Below are 14,916 nucleotides of genomic sequence, written 5' to 3'. Positions count from 1 at the left end.
GGGTTCGATTCGCACCCCAAGTCACCACACAGACCCGGAACGTGGTGTCCAGACGGCGTTGTCGTGGGCGAAGACGACACGCTTCGGGTCGAGGGCCAGGAGCGTGCCGATCCAATCCGGACTCGGCACGACACCGGTACGGTGGGCCAGGGCGTCCGAGGTGAACGCGGTGGCGTGGTCGTGGCTCTGCCCGGCCACGATCACCGTCCCGTCGGCGCCGGTCACCACCACCGACTGATGCCCGGCGGTGTGCCCCGGAGTCGGCAGGATCCGCACGCCCGGCAGGATCTCGGCAGGACCGTCCAGCTCCTCGTACCGGGCGCCGGGATGATCCACCAACTCCGGCAAGGTGTGCCATTTCACGTTCCGGGCGAGGTCGAGTTCGGCCCGCTGGACGAAGACCGGCCGCCCCGGCAACTTCGGATTACCGCCGCAGTGGTCGAAGTGCAGGTGGCAGTTGACCACGTACCCGATGTCGTCGATCCCGGCCCCGACCGCCGCGAGCGCCGCGTCCAGCTCGACTCGCCGTGGTTGATAGTGCTTGTCGACGTCCGGATGCCCGCCCATCCCGGTATCCACCAGAATCCGGCCGTCCGGATGATCGATGAGATACCCGAAAGTCGGCTCCACCCGGGCAGCGCCCGTCCCGGTCTCCTCGGCCGGCCGCACGAACCATCCGAAATCCACCCGCCGAACCGTGATCTCCGTCATCCCCGAAGTATCACGACCGTTACCTCTCAGTGCGCTTTAGTGAGCACACGATCGATAGTCCTGCCTTGCGGCGGGACGGTCCCGGTCTGACCCACGGGCGTGGTGCCGGATTCACGTTTCACGGCCACCTGCCCGCGTCCGCGGGTCTTCTGGTTGGCTCCACGTGCTGCCACCGGGCCACTCCCGGCGGTGTCGAACTCGGCCGCGAGAGCGGCCAGGTTGAGTGCGGCGTTACGGTCGCGGTCGATGACCAGGCCGCACGCTTCACAGTTGAACTCGCGTTCAGACAGGGCCAGCTTGGTTTTCACCGTGCCGCAGTCTGAGCATGTCTTCGAGGACGGATACCAGCGGTCGGCCACTAGCAGCCGGCCGCCGTTCCATGAGGTTTTGTAAGCGAGCTGACGGCGGATATCCGCGAACCCGGCGTCGGCGATGTGCCGGGCGAGCCTGCGGTTTGCCAGCATGCCGGTGACGTTGAGGTCTTCCACCACGACCGTGCCGTACGTGGTGGCCAGGCGGGTGGTCAGCTTGTGCAGCCCGTCCCGGCGAAGGTTCGCCACGCGGGCGTGCGTGCGGCCGAGCCGGGCGGCAGTGCGTTCCCAGCGTTTCGAGGCCCGTCGCCCGGTGCGGTGGTCGGGGCCGGTCTTGCGTGACAGTGCCCGGCCGAGTGCCCGCATCCGCTGCCGCGCGGCGGCCAGGTGCCGGGGGTTGTCGACCAGCTCCCCGGTGGACAGCACGGCGAGGTGCTTGATCCCGACGTCCACACCGACCACGCTGCCGGGCCGGGCGGGGGTACGTTCGGTGCGTTCGACCTCGGCGGTGAACGAGACATGCCACCGCCTGCCGTCGCGGCGCACCGTGGCGGACATGATCCGCGCCGTGCCGTCGTCCACGCGGCGGGCCAGCTTACGGGCGGACTCGTGCAGCTTCAGGCGGCCCAGCCTCGGGAGCACGACATGCATCCGGTCCGGCTCGATGCGGATCGCCCCGGTCGTGAACCGCACCGATGGTGTGGTGCGGCGGCGGGACTTGAACCGGGGGAACCCGACCGGCCTGCCGGCGCGTTTGCCCGTGCGGGAGTCGGCCCAGTTCTTCAGCGCGCGGCAGAGAGCGTCCAGGCCGGTATTGAACGCCTCCTTGGACACCTCGCCCCACCACGGCGCAACCCCGGGCTTCGCGGCGTTCCACGCCTTACGCAGCCCGGCCAGCGACCACGACAGCGACGGCGTGAGCAGCTCGTCCGGCACACCGTACGAGCGTTCGGCGGTGCGCTGACCCATGACGGCCTTGACCCGGGCAAGTGCCCAGTTGTGGGCGACACGGGCTGCTCCGGCATGCGCGAGCACGTCGCGTTCCTGGACCGGGGTGAGATCAAGGGCGAACCGGTACGCCTGGATCGTCTTCACACGGGGTCCCCGGTCGCGGCCTCGACAGCCCGGCGGGCGCGGTTCGCGGCAGCACGACGGCCGTACAGGCGGGCGCACAACGAGGTCAGGATCTCGGTCACGTCGCGGACCAGGTCGTCATCCACCTCAGCCGGATCAACCACCATCAGGCGTCGGCCCTGTGCGGTCAGCGCGGCCTCTACGTACTCGGCACCGAAGCGGGCGAACCGGTCGCGGTGCTCGACCACGATCGTCGACACGGCCGGATCACGCAGCAAGGCAAGGAACTTCTTACGGTGACCGTTGAGCGCCGACCCGACCTCGGTCACCACCCGGTCCACGCCGAGCTTGCGCCCGGTGGCCCACATGGTCACCCGGGCCACCTGCCGGTCCAGGTCCGCCTTCTGATCGGACGACGACACCCGGGCGTACACCACGGTCTGCCCGGCCCCGGCCGCCGTCGCGGTGACCGGCTCGCCGACCATGATGAGGCGGCCGAGGCGGTACGCGGGAACAGGCATCGTCCCGGACTCGTAACGCCGACGTGCCGTCGCGTACGAGACTCCCGTGGCCGCTGCCCATTCCTTCAAGTTCACGATGTCCACTATAGCCGACTATTGAGCACTAATGACGACCGAGATGCCAGCAGTTGCTTACCCCCAACAGCAACAGCCGCCCCAATCTCCGCAGGGCAGAATCCCCGCGCCCCGCGCCGAGAGATGAAAAAAGATCGGCCCGCACCAGGTAACGGTGCGGGCCGATCAGTCTGGTAGTCCCGAAGGGATTCGAACCCTCGCTACCGCCTTGAGAGGGCGGCGTCCTAGGCCGCTAGACGACGGGACCAGAACTTTTTGTTGCTCATCGCTGCCTAAGCGATGACGAAACTCTATCAGCACCCCATCCACGGCCGACATCAGCTATACGCAGCCATGACCTACGTCATGCCGGAAACCAATCGGCAGGCGGCAGGCGGCAGGCGGCAGGCGGCAGGCGGCAGGCGGCAGGCGGCAGGCGGCAGGGAAACAGAAACGGCCCACACCGGAAACGGTGTGGGCCGATCAGTCTGGTAGTCCCGAAGGGATTCGAACCCTCGCTACCGCCTTGAGAGGGCGGCGTCCTAGGCCGCTAGACGACGGGACCAGAACGTGCTGTCAAACTTGCTTCCAGCACTGCCCTCCCGAAGGAGGGCTGCGCTGGGGTACCAGGACTCGAACCTAGACTAACTGAACCAGAATCAGTTGGGCTGCCAATTACCCCATACCCCATTTGGCCCGGCTTCCCGCGCCGAAGAGAACATTACCCGAGCCGTCCCGAGCCGCCAAATCGGGTCACCCAAATAGATCAGCGCGACTGCGAGCCCACTCGGCGTAGGTCGTCGCCGGGCGCCCCACCAGGTCAGCAACGGTGGAAACGGCCTGCTGGGGATGCTCGACGAGTTGGGCGAGCCCGTCGAGGTACCACCGCCCGTACTCACCCATCAACGACTCGAACAACGCGACCGCCTCGTCACCGGCCACTTCGACGTAGGTGAGGTCACGTCCGAGACCGGCCCCGAGGGCGGCGACCTTGGCGGGCCGGCTGAGCGCTTCCGGACCGGTCAGTTCGTAGGACCGGCCCTCATGCCCGGCACCGAGCAGCACCCGGGCCGCGACGGCGGCGATGTCCTCCTGGGCGACGGGCGCGTTGACGGCGCCGGGGTACGCGTCCCGAACCTCGTCACCGGCCTGGATCTGCGGCGCCCACAGCGTCGCGTTGGCCATGAACTCACCCGGCTCCAGGTGGGTGAACGGCACACCGACCGCTTCGACGGCGTCCTCGACCACCTGCCAGTGATCGCCTTTCGCCCCGGCCATGTCGACGATGTGCCGCACTCCGGCTTCGGCGATCAGCCGGCTCACCGAGACAGCAGTGGCGGGGTCGGGCGCGAGATAGACCTTGTCGACGCCGTCGAGGGCCGCCGCGACGGTGGCCGGCCGGCGGAAGGAGCCGCGCACCACGTCCACACCGGGCGGCAACGCGGCCCGAACCGGGTCGACGGTGAGCGCGCGCACGTCGTCGGCACCCAGTGCGAGCAGTTCGTCGACGACCATGCGGCCGACGTTCCCGGTGGCTCCGGTAACCAAGATCCTCATTCTCGTACCCCCTACGGAAACTGTTTCCCGTAGGGTATACGGAATCATGGAGAACTACCCACTGCTCTGGCGGCGTTCGCTGGCGAAGCGCAGAACCACCGGCCGGCCGCCCCGGCTCAGCGTCGACGCGGTGGTGGCCGCCGCGATCCGGATCGCCGACGCGGACGGCCTGGAAGCGGCCTCGATGGCACGGGTGGCGGCGGATCTCGGGGCGGCGACGATGACGCTGTACACCTACGTGCCGTCCCGCGCCGATCTGACCGCGCTGATGGTCGACGAGGTGCTGCTGGCCCGCGATCTGACCGCCACGGGACTGTCCTGGCGGGAGCGGGTGGGACTGTTCGCCGACCGTACCCGCGCAATGTTCTTGACCCACCCCTGGCTGACCGAGGTGTCACTGGTCCGGCCGCCGCTCGGGCCGGGCACGATGGCCGAGCGGGAGTTCCTGATCGCCACGATGTCCGAGATCGGTCTGCCGGTCGGGGAGATCAACCGGGCGGCGCTGTCGGTGACGGCCTACGTCTACGCGTTCGCCCGGGAAGCCGGTGAGGAGAAGGGCGCGGAAAGGGCCAGCGGCCTGTCCACCGAGTCGTGGTGGCACGAGCGGGGCGAGTTCTGGGAGAAGTGGTTCGACGTCGAGAAGCATCCGGCCATGACGGCACTGTGGAACGCCGGCGGGTTCGAAGACCAGGACCAGACCGCTTTCGCGTACGGCCTGGCCCTGCTCCTGAACGGGATCGAACGGTCAGTCGAGTGAGACGACCGGGTTCCGCAGTTCGCCGATGCCCTGGATGCTGACCGACACGGTGTCACCGGGCACGATCTGGCTCACCCCGGCCGGCGTCCCGGTCAGGATGATGTCGCCCGGCAGCAGCGTCATGACGTGCGACACGTAGGAGATCAGCGTCGGGACGTCGAAGACCATGTCCTTCGTACGCCCGATCTGGCGCACCTCCATCGCGTTCGGGTCGCGGCCGACCTCACAGCGCACCTCGATGTCGCTGACGTCCAGGTCGGTCTCGATCCACGGCCCGATCGGGCAGAACGAGTCGAAACCCTTGGCCCGGGTCCACTGCGGATCCTTCTTCTGCAGGTCACGGGCGGTCACGTCGTTTCCGACGGTGTAGCCGAAGATCGCCTTCTGGGCACCGGCCCGGTCGACGCGGCGGGCACCGGTGGCGCCGATCACGACGGCCAGCTCGGCCTCCTCGTCGACCCGCTGGGTGACGCTCGGGATGCGGATCGCGTCGTTCGGGCCGATCACCGAGGTGGACGGCTTGATGAAGATCAGCGGCTCCTTGGGAACCTCGTTACCCATCTCGGCGGCGTGGTCGGCGTAGTTGCGACCGACTCCGATCACCTTGCTGGAGAAGATCGGCGCGAGCAGGCGGATGTCGGCGAGGGCCCAGCGCTGGCCGGTGAACCGCACCTCGTTGAAGGGGATGCTGTCGATCTCGGCCACCGTCAGTCCGGAGGAACCGTCACCTTCGACGACACCGAACGAGACTCCACCAGGGTGGACAAAACGGGCGAAGCGCACGGGTAATCCCATCTATATGCGGTGCTGACTCGCTGACGAATCTACGCCGGTCGGGTCTGGGCGCCGAGCCGCGGGAACGGCTCCAGAGCGAACACCACCTCGACCGGAACCTCGAAGTAGGTGCTGATCCGCAACGCCAGGTGCAGGCTCGGGCTGAACTCGCCGCGCTCCAGGTAGCCCACCGTCTGGTAGTGCACCCCGAGAGCGTCGGCGAGCTGCCGCCGCGAGATGCCGCGCTCGGCACGCAGCATCGCGATCCGGTTGTAGGTGATCTCGCTGCCCATTACTCCCTCAGATGGTCCGTCTCGGCGTGTCGGCCGCGGCACCCGCGGCTAAAACCGATCCCGTCATGTCCAGCACACTATCAATATCGTAGTACATGTACTACACATCGGCACACGTCTTTAATGCCAACCCTGGTGGCGGAACTCATTCGCGCCAAACGGTGATCGTGTTGATCGCTTTGGCTAGATACATTGGTGCGATGGGGATCAAGCAGGTGAGGGCACTCACCACCACGCTGCCCTCGGTCACCTGGATTCCCCTTGTCCGGGCGCACTCCGAGCGTGCCGATGAGATGACCGCGGGCCACCGCGCCCGTCGCTCGACGGGCGAGAAGCACGCCATCGAGGATTTCCTCTACGACTATTACGGGACCCGCCCGGCCCTGATGCGCCGCTGGCATCCCGGGGTCGGCACCGGCTTGTCCCCGGCCCCCGACGGCCTGGCCGAACACGCCGGCTGGAAGTTCTACCTGAGCCACCCCGACGGCATCGTGACCCTCGACCAGGACGCGTTCATGCACGCCCGGGCCGAGAGCGTGCGCTACATCCACGGCCTGCTCACCGCGACCGCGTCCCGCCCGGTCTTCTCCGGCTGTTTCGGTCTGCACGAGTGGGCGATGGTCTACCGCGACTCGGAGCACCGCCACGAGCTGCCGCTCCGCCTCGGCCAGGACGGCACCGACAAGGTCGTCGAGCAGCACAGCATCCGCTGCACCCACTTCGACGCGTTCCGCTTCTTCACCCCCGAAGCAGTCGGTCTCAACCGTCTCCAGCCCACCCGCGCCACCCAGGTCGACCTGGACCAGCCCGGCTGCCTGCACGCCGCGATGGACGTGCACAAGTGGGCGCAGAAACTCGGCCCCGCGGTCCCCGGAGCCCTGGCGCTGGACTGTTTCGCCCTGGCCGGCGAGATCCGCCTCCTGGACATGCAGGCCAGCCCCTACGACCTGGCCTCCTACGGCCACCCGCCCGTCAAGATCGAAACCCCGGAGGGCAAGGCGGAATACGTCGCCCGCCAACGCGAACTGGCCCGCCGGGCCGCCGGCCTCCGAAGCCGACTGATCCGCGTCTGCGAGGCGCTGCTCGGCCCAGACGCCGCCGCGCAGAATCGCGAGGCGGTCGCCCCTTTCAATCAGCGCTGACGACAGCGCCCCCACAGACACCCCAGGCGGTCCCGCTCCCCCACCCTGTGGTCCGAGGAGCATGACCACAACCGGTCAACCCCACAAACCCCTTCGCTGGTACGAGTGAGCACTCCCGAACCGCACCAGCCACCCCCGCCCCGTCCCCGCAAGCGCTGCGGCCCCTAACGGCCGCCCCGCGACCGCCGGGCGTGAGCGTCCCCTCCCGACAACCCCAGCAGCACCGCCGCCGCCGCACCCGCGCCCGCCGAAGCGTGGTGACTTACGGTTCGATCCGCACCTCAACTCGGCACACAAGCCAGCACAACGCATCGTGTGCCGACATGGGGTTCGAACCGGGGCTGGGGTGGGGGTAAGCCGGAGTGGCGCATTCGGCCCGGCAGACGCGGGTCGGTCTGGGCCCGCGCCTGCCTTGGCGGGGATGAGACAGGGCGGGTGAGTGCGGTCGGGTGGCACCCACCCGTACCGGAGCGGGTCGTTCTTTACGGGGTCGGGTTTTCGGTCAGCAGGTGGGAGCGCAAGGCGGCCACCTCGTCGTCGGTGATGCCGATGTCCTTGGCGTAGGCCTCGACCGAACCGTGCAGGGCGCGCAGATCGGTGAGGAACAACTGCATCGCCGCGGCGGGTGAGTCGAACATGTGCTCGTTGCCCTGGATCGATTCGGGGCTGGTGCGCAGCAGGTATTCGGTCAGCGGGCGCATCGCGGCGGTGGTCAGCGCGTAGTCGGCGGCGATGTCGTCGTCGGAGACACCCAGCAGTGACAGGGTCAGCGCGCACACCGTGCCGGTGCGATCCTTTCCGGCCATGCAGTGCACGACCACGGGTGCGGCCACCGGGTCGGCGATCAGGCGCAACGAGTCGGCGATGCCCTTTCGCCCGTCCTCGGCGAAGTTGAGGTAGCGGTCGGCGAGCCAGCGTTCGTGCACCACGTCCGCCGGGTGTTCGACCTGTTCCCAGTCGATGTGCCGGACGACCAGGTTGTGGTAGTCGGCGCCGTATTCCTCGGCGACCCGGCCGAACTTCTCCACCTCGGTCTCGCGGCGCAGGTCGATGACGGTGCGGATGCCGAGGGCGGTGAACGCTGCGGCGTCCTGCTCACGGATCCGGTGCAGCGAGTCGGCCCGGAACAGCCGCCGCCAGCGCACCAGGCGCCCGTCGAGGCCGGTGTAACCGCCGACGTCGCGGAAGTTGTAGGCCTTGGTGAAGGGGACATTGCGTGAATACGATTCGGCCACCACGGTCCCAACCTAACCGGCCAGGACGATCACCTCACCGGTCGAATTCGTCACTCTTACCGTCTCAGCAGATGGATTTCCGGCTCCCGCTGGTTGGTTGCGTGGCATGCTTCGGGGCGTGACCCACTCCGTGCTGATTATTCGCACCTAGCGCGCCGGCTGACTTTCTTCGCCGACGCGCAGACCTCCCGCAACCGCGGGGGGTCTTTTTGTTGTGGTGGGTGACCGATCGAAAGGACTTCCCCGATGAACTACCAGGTGTTCGACACGACGCTGCGTGACGGCGGGCAGCGCGAGGGAATCAGCTACACGGTCGCCGACAAACTCGCGGTCGCGCGCCTGCTGGACGAGTTCGGCGTGGGTTTCATCGAGGGTGGATGGCCGGGCGCCATGCCCAAGGACACCGAGTTCTTCGAACGGGCGAAGACCGAACTCGATCTCAAGAACGCGGTGCTCGTCGCTTTCGGTGCCACTCGCAAGGCAGGTGTCGACGTCGCGTCGGACGCACAGGTAAAGGCGCTCATCGATGCCGGGACGCCGGTGGTCTGCGTAGTAGCCAAGTCCGACATCCGGCATGTGGAGCGGGCGTTGCGCACCACCGGCGACGAGAACCTGAACATGGTCCGGGACACCGTGCGGCACCTGGTCGCCAGTGGAAAGCGGGCTTTCGTCGACTGTGAGCACTTCTTCGACGGGTTCCGGCACGACCCTTCGTATACCGCTAGCGTCGTCAAGGCGGCTTTCGAAGCCGGTGCCGAGCGGGTGGTCATGTGTGACACCAACGGCGGCATGCTCCCGTCGATGATCACGGAAGCGATCGCTTCAGTCACCCAGAAGACCGGCATCAGTGCCGACAAGCTGGGCATCCACTGCCAGAACGACACGGCCTGCGCCGTCGCGAACACCATCGCCGCGGTCGAGGCCGGGGTCGAGCACTTCCAGTGCACCGCCAACGGGTACGGCGAGCGCCCCGGCAACGCCGACCTGTTCGCCGTCGTCAGCAACCTGCAACTCAAGCTCGGGCTGAAGGTCCTACCGGACGGATGCCTGGAGAAGGCGACGCGGATCTCGTCCGCGCTCGCCGAGATCGCCAACATCGCCCCCGACACCCACCAGGCATATGTCGGGGCCGCGGCATTCGCTCACAAGGCGGGGCTGCACGCGAGCGCGATCAAAGTGGATCCGCTGCTGTACAACCACGTCGACCCGTCGGTTGTCGGCAACGACATGCGGATCCTGGTGACCGAGATGGCCGGCCGGGCCAGCATCGAGCTCAAGAGCCGTGAGCTCGGACTGGATCTGGCCGGCCACCCCGACACCCTCACCACCGTCACCCGCAAGGTCAAGGACCTGGAGGCGACCGGGTGGTCGTTCGAGGCCGCCGACGCGTCGTTCGAACTGCTCGTCCGTAGTGAGCTGCCGGGTGCCGACCTGATCCGGCCGTTCAACCTGGAGTCGTACCGGGTGCTCGTCGAGCACCGGGAGGACGGCACGGTCATCTCCGAGGCGACCGTCAAGGTGCGCGTCCGCGGCGAGCGGGTGATCGCCACGGCTGAGGGCAACGGCCCGGTCAACGCCCTGGACGAGGCGTTGCGCAGTGCCCTCCAGAACCATTACCCGCAGCTCAAGACGTTCGAGCTGACCGACTTCAAGGTGCGGATCCTGGAGGGCAGCCACGGCACCAACGCGGTCACCCGGGTGCTGCTGGAGACCGGCGAACGCGGCCGGGACTGGACCACGGTCGGGGTGCACGAGAACATCGTCGAGGCCAGTTGGACAGCGCTGGTGGATTCGCTGACCTATGGTCTGGCGCTCACCTCCACAAAAGCCCTCTGATCGACTCGATCACTTCCGCGGGGGACATCACCTGCTGATCGCCGTCGCGTCGTCGGAGCGAGACGTCTCTCGCTCCGACGACCGCAATGTACGGACATTTACTGTTTTTTCGGATACGGGCACTCAGTGAGCCCTCGTAGTGGATCTCCACCCGTAGATCCGCCGCCTGCGACGCGAACTCCCGGGCCGCCTGGTCCTGATCCGGGCCGACCGGCAGGATCGCCAGCTGGACCGGGGCGTACCAGACCGGGAACGCGCCCTGATGCACCTCGATCAGATGACCGAAGAGCCGTTCCATCGAGCCGACCAGACTGCGGTGCACCATGACCGGTCTGGCTTTACCGCCGCCCGCCTCCGCATACTCCAGCTCGAACTGCTCCGGCTGGTGGTAGTCGATCTGGACGGTGGCGAGGGTCCACTCCCGGCCGGACGGATCCTGCACCTGGACATCGATCTTCGGCCCGTAGAAGGCGGCTTCGCCGGGGACCTCGACGTAGTCCTCTCCGCCAAGCGCCTCCCGCAACAGCGCCTCCGCACGGGCCCAGGACTCGTCGCCGCCGCCGTACTTCTTCCCGGGGCCACGCAGGGACAGCTGATACGAGACCGGGCCCATCGCCAGTGCGGCGTGCGCCTGGCGCATCAGGTCCAGCACCCCGGCCACCTCGGCACTCGCCTGGTCCTCGGCACAGAGGATGTGCGCGTCGTTGAGCTGCATCGACCGCACCCGGGACAGGCCGCCGAGCACGCCGGACCGCTCCGCCCGGTACATCGGTCCCAGTTCGGCGAGACGCAACGGCAGTTCGCGGTACGACCGGCCCCGCGACCGGAAGATCAGCGCGTGATGTGGGCAGAGGCTGGGCCGCAGCACCAGTTCGTCCTCACCGATCCGCATCGGCGGGAACATGTCGTCGGCGAAATTGCGCCAGTGCCCGGACAACTCGTACATCCGACGTTTGCCCATCGCCGGCGAATAGACGTGCTGGTAGCCGGCGCGGCGCTCCAGTTCGTACAGATATGACTCGACCTCGTGGCGGGCGGCGGCTCCGGCCGGCAGCCAGAACGGCAGGCCGGCGCCGATCAGCGGATCGGAATCGAAGAGGTCCAGCTCGCGGCCGAGCCGGCGGTGATCTGCGGACATCGTGGGTCTCCTTCTCTCAGGGGACCCCGGACGACAAAGCCCCGGGCATGTCGCCCGGGGCCGTCAGCTCAATGCCGAAGAACGCCGGGTCTGTCCGGCGTGGTCGTCATAGAGCGCAGCATCATGCCCACGATGTTAAGCAGCCGCTTCCCGGCCGGCCAGCCATTTATCGCTCAGCAGCTGGTAGAGGTAGTGATCACGCCACTCACCGGCGATCCGCAGATAACCCGGTGCCATCCCGAAACGCTCAAAACCATTACGTTCCAGAACCCGCTGCGACCGTACGTTGGACAAGACCGTGCCCGCCTCCACCCGGTGCAGGCCGTACGTGGTGAACGCGGCCTCCACCACCGCCGCGACCGCCGCACTGGCCACCCCGCGACCGGCCGCGTCAGCCGACACCCAGTAACCGACACTCGCCGACTGGAACGCGCCGTGCACCACGTTGTTCAGGTTCACCCGGCCGATGATCCGGCCGTCCTCGACGATCGCGTGCGGCAACGAGTTACCCGCCCGCAGCACGTCCGAGATCAACTGCCACTGGCCCTCGGTGGTGTAGTAGCTCTCCTCGCGCACCGGATCCCACGGCGCCAGATGCTCCCGGTTCGCGCTGATGAGCGCGGCGATCTCGGCCGCGTCCGCCGGGCTGATCAGCCGGATCCCGGTCATGCGGCCGGCACCGTGACCCGGGCGATCACCACACGATGGTCGGAGTCCTGGAGAACGTGCACCTGATAGTCCTGGACGCCGATGCGTTCGTCGATGAGCACATGATCGATGGTGACAGGCGGAATCGGATCGCCGTCGTACGGCCCCCACGTCCCCTGCCAGCCCTTGCCGACCGTGGCGGCGGCGTCCCGGTAACCGGTGGCGATGACGTCCCGCAGCCGCTTGTGATCGAGCGTCGCGTTGAAGTCACCCATCAGGATCTTCGGAATGCCGCCCGCGGCCGGCACCTGATCCCGCAGGTCCGCCGACCAGCCGGAGACCACGTCCAGACTGTGCGGGGCCAACGGGTGCACCGACTCGATGTAGACCGTGCCCGCGCCCGGCACCTGCACCGTCGCGTGCGCCTGCTGGAAACCGCCGTCGTTGCGCCGCGCCGCCTGCTCCGCGAACGGGTACCGGGAGTAGAGGCCGGAACCGCTCGCGCCGTACTCCGGGGCCAACTGGTTGAACGGCAGAAGCTCGTCCAGCCCCGCCACTTTCAGCGCTGCCTGCCCGTTCGGGGTGAACTCCTGCACCGCCAGCACGTCCACCCGGTTCTCCCGCACCAGGCGCACCACCTCGTTCAGGTCGGCCGAGCTGAACAGCAGGTTCGCCGTCATCACCCGCAACTCGACACCGGCCGACGGGCCCCGGTCGGCATCCGCCACCGACCGCGGCACCACGGCCATCCCGAACCCGAAAGCGATGAGCGTGGCCACCGCCGCCGCGGCCCAGCGCCGGGCGACCAGCGCCACCAGCAACGGAATCAAGGTCCAGGCCGCCACGTACGGCGTGAACGCCAGCAACTGGACCCACGGACCCGCTTCCCACCCGAAAGTGCGGGCCAGCAGCCAGATCGCCGCCGGAACAAGGGCCAGCCAGAGCAGAACCGCCCAGAACAGACGCCGACGGCGAACCGGGCGAGCCACCGCGGGCGCTTCGGTGATGGTCATGGCGGCGACGTTATCCGGCGGCCGCTACCCACCGTCGCGGAACGCGGCCCACGTCACATCAGCTGAATCGACCCGACCGAGCCCTGCACCCGACGGCGTCGCGCCCCACGCGTCGAACGCCGCAGGTCGTACGCCGCACGCCGCAGGTCGCACGCCGCAGCTCGCGCGTCGCACCCCGCACTCCGCAGGTCGCACCCCGCGCGTCGCACCGACGCGCCAACGCCGATGCAGTCCGGGCCCTCGACGATCACGGCGAAGCCTGGGGTGGCTCCGGCTCGGGTAGCGCGTCGTTGAGCTCGCCCGGTCCGGAGCCGGCGGCCTTTCGGTAGACCGCACCCGGCCCGCGCACCTGCATTCCACGGTCACCGAGCGGGCCGGCACCTCAAGCATACCGCTAGTTGACTCGCGTGTGCTGGTCTCGCGACAGGGTGTGCGGCCGGGCCGCACACCCTGTCCGCCGTCAGACGTCGGCGTCGACCAGCTCGCCGAACTCCGCGAGATCCGCCCGGATCACCGACCCGTCACCCTCGACCACCAGCGTCAGCTTCTCCACGGACAGGTGCTCGGCAGCCGCCGCGGACACCGTCTCGACGGTCGCCTCCAGGTAGTCCCGGCGCAGCGTCTCGTAGTAGTCGTCGGGCAGCCCGTGCACCACCAGCGTGGCCAGCGCGCCCGCGATCGCCCCCGGCGTCTGCATCTCGACCGACAGCTGCCCGGCCCGCCACGACCGAGCCACCTCCAGCTCCGCCTCGGTGACCCCCTCGGCCTGGGTGCGCTCGATCTCGCCGAGCGTGTCCCGGATCGCCGGCCCGGTGACCGCGGTCTGTACCCCGGCCGCCACCTCGAAACGACCCGACCGGCGCGACATCGCATAAGAGCCGCGGATCCCGTACGTATACCCCTTCACCTCGCGGATCAGGTGGTTGAGCCGGGAGGTGAACGCCCCGCCCAACACCGTCGCGGCAAGCGTCATCGACACGTAGTCCGGGGTGGCCCGCTCCGGGGCCCGGTGCCCGATCCGCAGCGTCGACTGCACCGAGCCGGGGCGGTCCACCAGGATCGTCCGGCGGGCCGGTGGCAGCACCAGTCCGAGCGGGCCGCTCGCTTCCAGGGGCTCCCCGGCCGTCCCGGCGAACGCGGCGTCGGCCAGCGCGGCCAGATCGAGCGCGTCCAGGTCACCGGCGACCAGCAGCACACCCGGGCGCAGCATCCACGACTCGTGGAAGGCGAGCACGTCGTCGACGGTGACCGCGGCCACCGAGGCCGGGTCCCCGTGCAGCGGCCGCCGGTACCGTCCGTCGCCGCCGAACAGGTCGGCCCGCAACGTGGCATCGGCGCGGGGACCGGGCTGGGCCCAGTCCATCCGCAGAGCGGTCACCTCGTCGTCGCGCACCCGGGTCACGTCGTCCGGATTCAGTCTCGGCGTGCGGGTCGCCTCGGCGGCCAGCCGGACGGCGTCGGCCAGCAGCGGGCCCGGCGCCGACACCCCGACCCGGAAGGCGTCCCAGTCGACCGACGGGGACAGTTCCGCGCCGAGTCCTTCGAGCGCCAGTGCGTACGCCGCGGAATCCCGCTTGCGGGTGCCCTCCTCCAGCGACTTGGCGAGCACCGTGGCGGTGCCCTCCCGGCCGTCGGTCTCCCGGGCGGCGCCCGCGTCCAGCAACAGGACCGCGCTGGCCAGGATCTGCCCCGGCAGGTGGGCGGCGATCACCGTGCCGCCGTGCGCGCTGACCCGGCGAACCGTGGGGAACGCGTAGGGCCGGGCCGCTCCGGGCTCCGGCCGGGTGGTGATCAGAGTCATGCGGAAACTCCTTCTGCGTATGGGGCCGGCCTCTGCGTCACTGCGATACGG

The 14,916-nt window shown here is 68.6% G+C and carries 14 protein-coding genes and 3 tRNA genes; 3 read left to right on the top strand and 14 right to left on the bottom strand.

Annotation, left to right across the window (positions count from 1 at the left end; translation table 11 throughout):
- Window positions 1-21: 21 nt before the first annotated feature.
- The 7 genes from BLU81_RS39405 to BLU81_RS39370 all read right to left on the bottom strand — a co-directional run bounded on the left by BLU81_RS39405 (window position 22) and on the right by BLU81_RS39370 (window position 4,228).
- A complete protein-coding gene (locus BLU81_RS39405) occupies window positions 22-711 on the bottom strand; it encodes an N-acyl homoserine lactonase family protein (protein ID WP_092553327.1) in 690 nt (229 codons plus the stop codon).
- Between the two features lie 26 nt (window positions 712-737).
- Window positions 738-2,117: an IS607 family element RNA-guided endonuclease TnpB gene (tnpB, locus tag BLU81_RS39400; protein WP_092553324.1), complete on the bottom strand. Its 1,380-nt coding sequence runs from the start codon at window positions 2,115-2,117 to the stop codon at window positions 738-740.
- Window positions 2,114-2,692 carry an IS607 family transposase gene (locus BLU81_RS39395; RefSeq protein WP_092558288.1) on the bottom strand — a complete coding sequence of 193 codons (579 nt, stop codon included), beginning with the start codon at window positions 2,690-2,692 and terminating at the stop codon, window positions 2,114-2,116. The genes tnpB and BLU81_RS39395 overlap by 4 nt, the downstream gene beginning before the upstream one ends.
- Window positions 2,693-2,863: 171 nt before the next feature.
- Window positions 2,864-2,939, bottom strand: a tRNA-Glu gene (locus BLU81_RS39390).
- Between the two features lie 221 nt (window positions 2,940-3,160).
- Window positions 3,161-3,236: transfer RNA gene (locus tag BLU81_RS39380), tRNA-Glu, on the bottom strand.
- 53 nt (window positions 3,237-3,289) lie between these two features.
- Window positions 3,290-3,361, bottom strand: a tRNA-Gln gene (locus BLU81_RS39375).
- Between the two features lie 63 nt (window positions 3,362-3,424).
- Window positions 3,425-4,228 carry an NAD(P)H-binding protein gene (locus tag BLU81_RS39370; protein ID WP_092553322.1) on the bottom strand — a complete coding sequence of 268 codons (804 nt, stop codon included), beginning with the start codon at window positions 4,226-4,228 and terminating at the stop codon, window positions 3,425-3,427.
- A gap of 46 nt (window positions 4,229-4,274) precedes the next feature.
- Here BLU81_RS39370 and BLU81_RS39365 point away from each other — a divergent pair, with 46 nt between their 5' ends.
- Complete coding sequence (locus BLU81_RS39365) at window positions 4,275-4,985, top strand: TetR/AcrR family transcriptional regulator (RefSeq protein ID WP_092553319.1); 711 nt, start codon at window positions 4,275-4,277, stop codon at window positions 4,983-4,985.
- On the opposite strand, the gene BLU81_RS39360 is transcribed toward BLU81_RS39365, so the two are convergent.
- Window positions 4,974-5,768, bottom strand: a complete 795-nt coding sequence (locus BLU81_RS39360) for a fumarylacetoacetate hydrolase family protein (RefSeq protein ID WP_197686479.1) — start codon at window positions 5,766-5,768, stop codon at window positions 4,974-4,976. The genes BLU81_RS39365 and BLU81_RS39360 overlap by 12 nt on opposite strands.
- 41 nt (window positions 5,769-5,809) lie before the next feature.
- Window positions 5,810-6,052 carry a helix-turn-helix transcriptional regulator gene (locus tag BLU81_RS39355; RefSeq protein WP_092553313.1) on the bottom strand — a complete coding sequence of 81 codons (243 nt, stop codon included), beginning with the start codon at window positions 6,050-6,052 and terminating at the stop codon, window positions 5,810-5,812.
- A gap of 200 nt (window positions 6,053-6,252) precedes the next feature.
- Here BLU81_RS39355 and BLU81_RS39350 point away from each other — a divergent pair, with 200 nt between their 5' ends.
- A complete protein-coding gene (locus tag BLU81_RS39350; protein WP_092553310.1) occupies window positions 6,253-7,194 on the top strand; it encodes a 3-methyladenine DNA glycosylase in 942 nt (313 codons plus the stop codon).
- A gap of 482 nt (window positions 7,195-7,676) precedes the next feature.
- Here the strand turns inward: BLU81_RS39350 and BLU81_RS39345 are convergent, their stop codons facing one another.
- Complete coding sequence (locus BLU81_RS39345) at window positions 7,677-8,432, bottom strand: tyrosine-protein phosphatase (RefSeq protein WP_092553306.1); 756 nt, start codon at window positions 8,430-8,432, stop codon at window positions 7,677-7,679.
- Window positions 8,433-8,675: 243 nt separating this feature from the next.
- Here BLU81_RS39345 and cimA point away from each other — a divergent pair, with 243 nt between their 5' ends.
- The gene (cimA, locus tag BLU81_RS39340; RefSeq protein ID WP_092553303.1) at window positions 8,676-10,265 is read left to right on the top strand and encodes a citramalate synthase; all 1,590 of its coding nucleotides are present in this window, start codon (window positions 8,676-8,678) and stop codon (window positions 10,263-10,265) included.
- On the opposite strand, the gene thrS is transcribed toward cimA, so the two are convergent.
- From thrS to BLU81_RS39320, 4 genes are all read right to left on the bottom strand, one after another.
- A complete protein-coding gene (gene thrS, locus BLU81_RS39335; RefSeq protein ID WP_092553300.1) occupies window positions 10,243-11,403 on the bottom strand; it encodes a threonine--tRNA ligase in 1,161 nt (386 codons plus the stop codon). The two genes, cimA and thrS, sit on opposite strands and share 23 nt — an antisense overlap.
- Before the next feature lie 135 nt (window positions 11,404-11,538).
- On the bottom strand, window positions 11,539-12,072 hold the full coding sequence (locus BLU81_RS39330; protein ID WP_092553297.1) for a GNAT family N-acetyltransferase: 534 nt from the start codon (window positions 12,070-12,072) through the stop codon (window positions 11,539-11,541).
- On the bottom strand, window positions 12,069-13,064 hold the full coding sequence (locus tag BLU81_RS39325; protein WP_092553294.1) for an endonuclease/exonuclease/phosphatase family protein: 996 nt from the start codon (window positions 13,062-13,064) through the stop codon (window positions 12,069-12,071). Before BLU81_RS39325 ends, BLU81_RS39330 begins: the two co-directional genes overlap by 4 nt.
- Window positions 13,065-13,524: 460 nt before the next feature.
- Window positions 13,525-14,865: a M16 family metallopeptidase gene (locus tag BLU81_RS39320; RefSeq protein WP_092553291.1), complete on the bottom strand. Its 1,341-nt coding sequence runs from the start codon at window positions 14,863-14,865 to the stop codon at window positions 13,525-13,527.
- Between the last annotated feature and the right edge of the window lie 51 nt (window positions 14,866-14,916).

Origin of the sequence: Actinoplanes derwentensis, from assembly GCF_900104725.1 — a bacterium.
In the GTDB taxonomy this organism is placed as follows: Bacteria; Actinomycetota; Actinomycetes; order Mycobacteriales; family Micromonosporaceae; genus Actinoplanes; species Actinoplanes derwentensis.
Note: the sequence above shows the minus strand (reverse complement) of the source record. Positions and strands in the feature narration are given on the sequence as shown.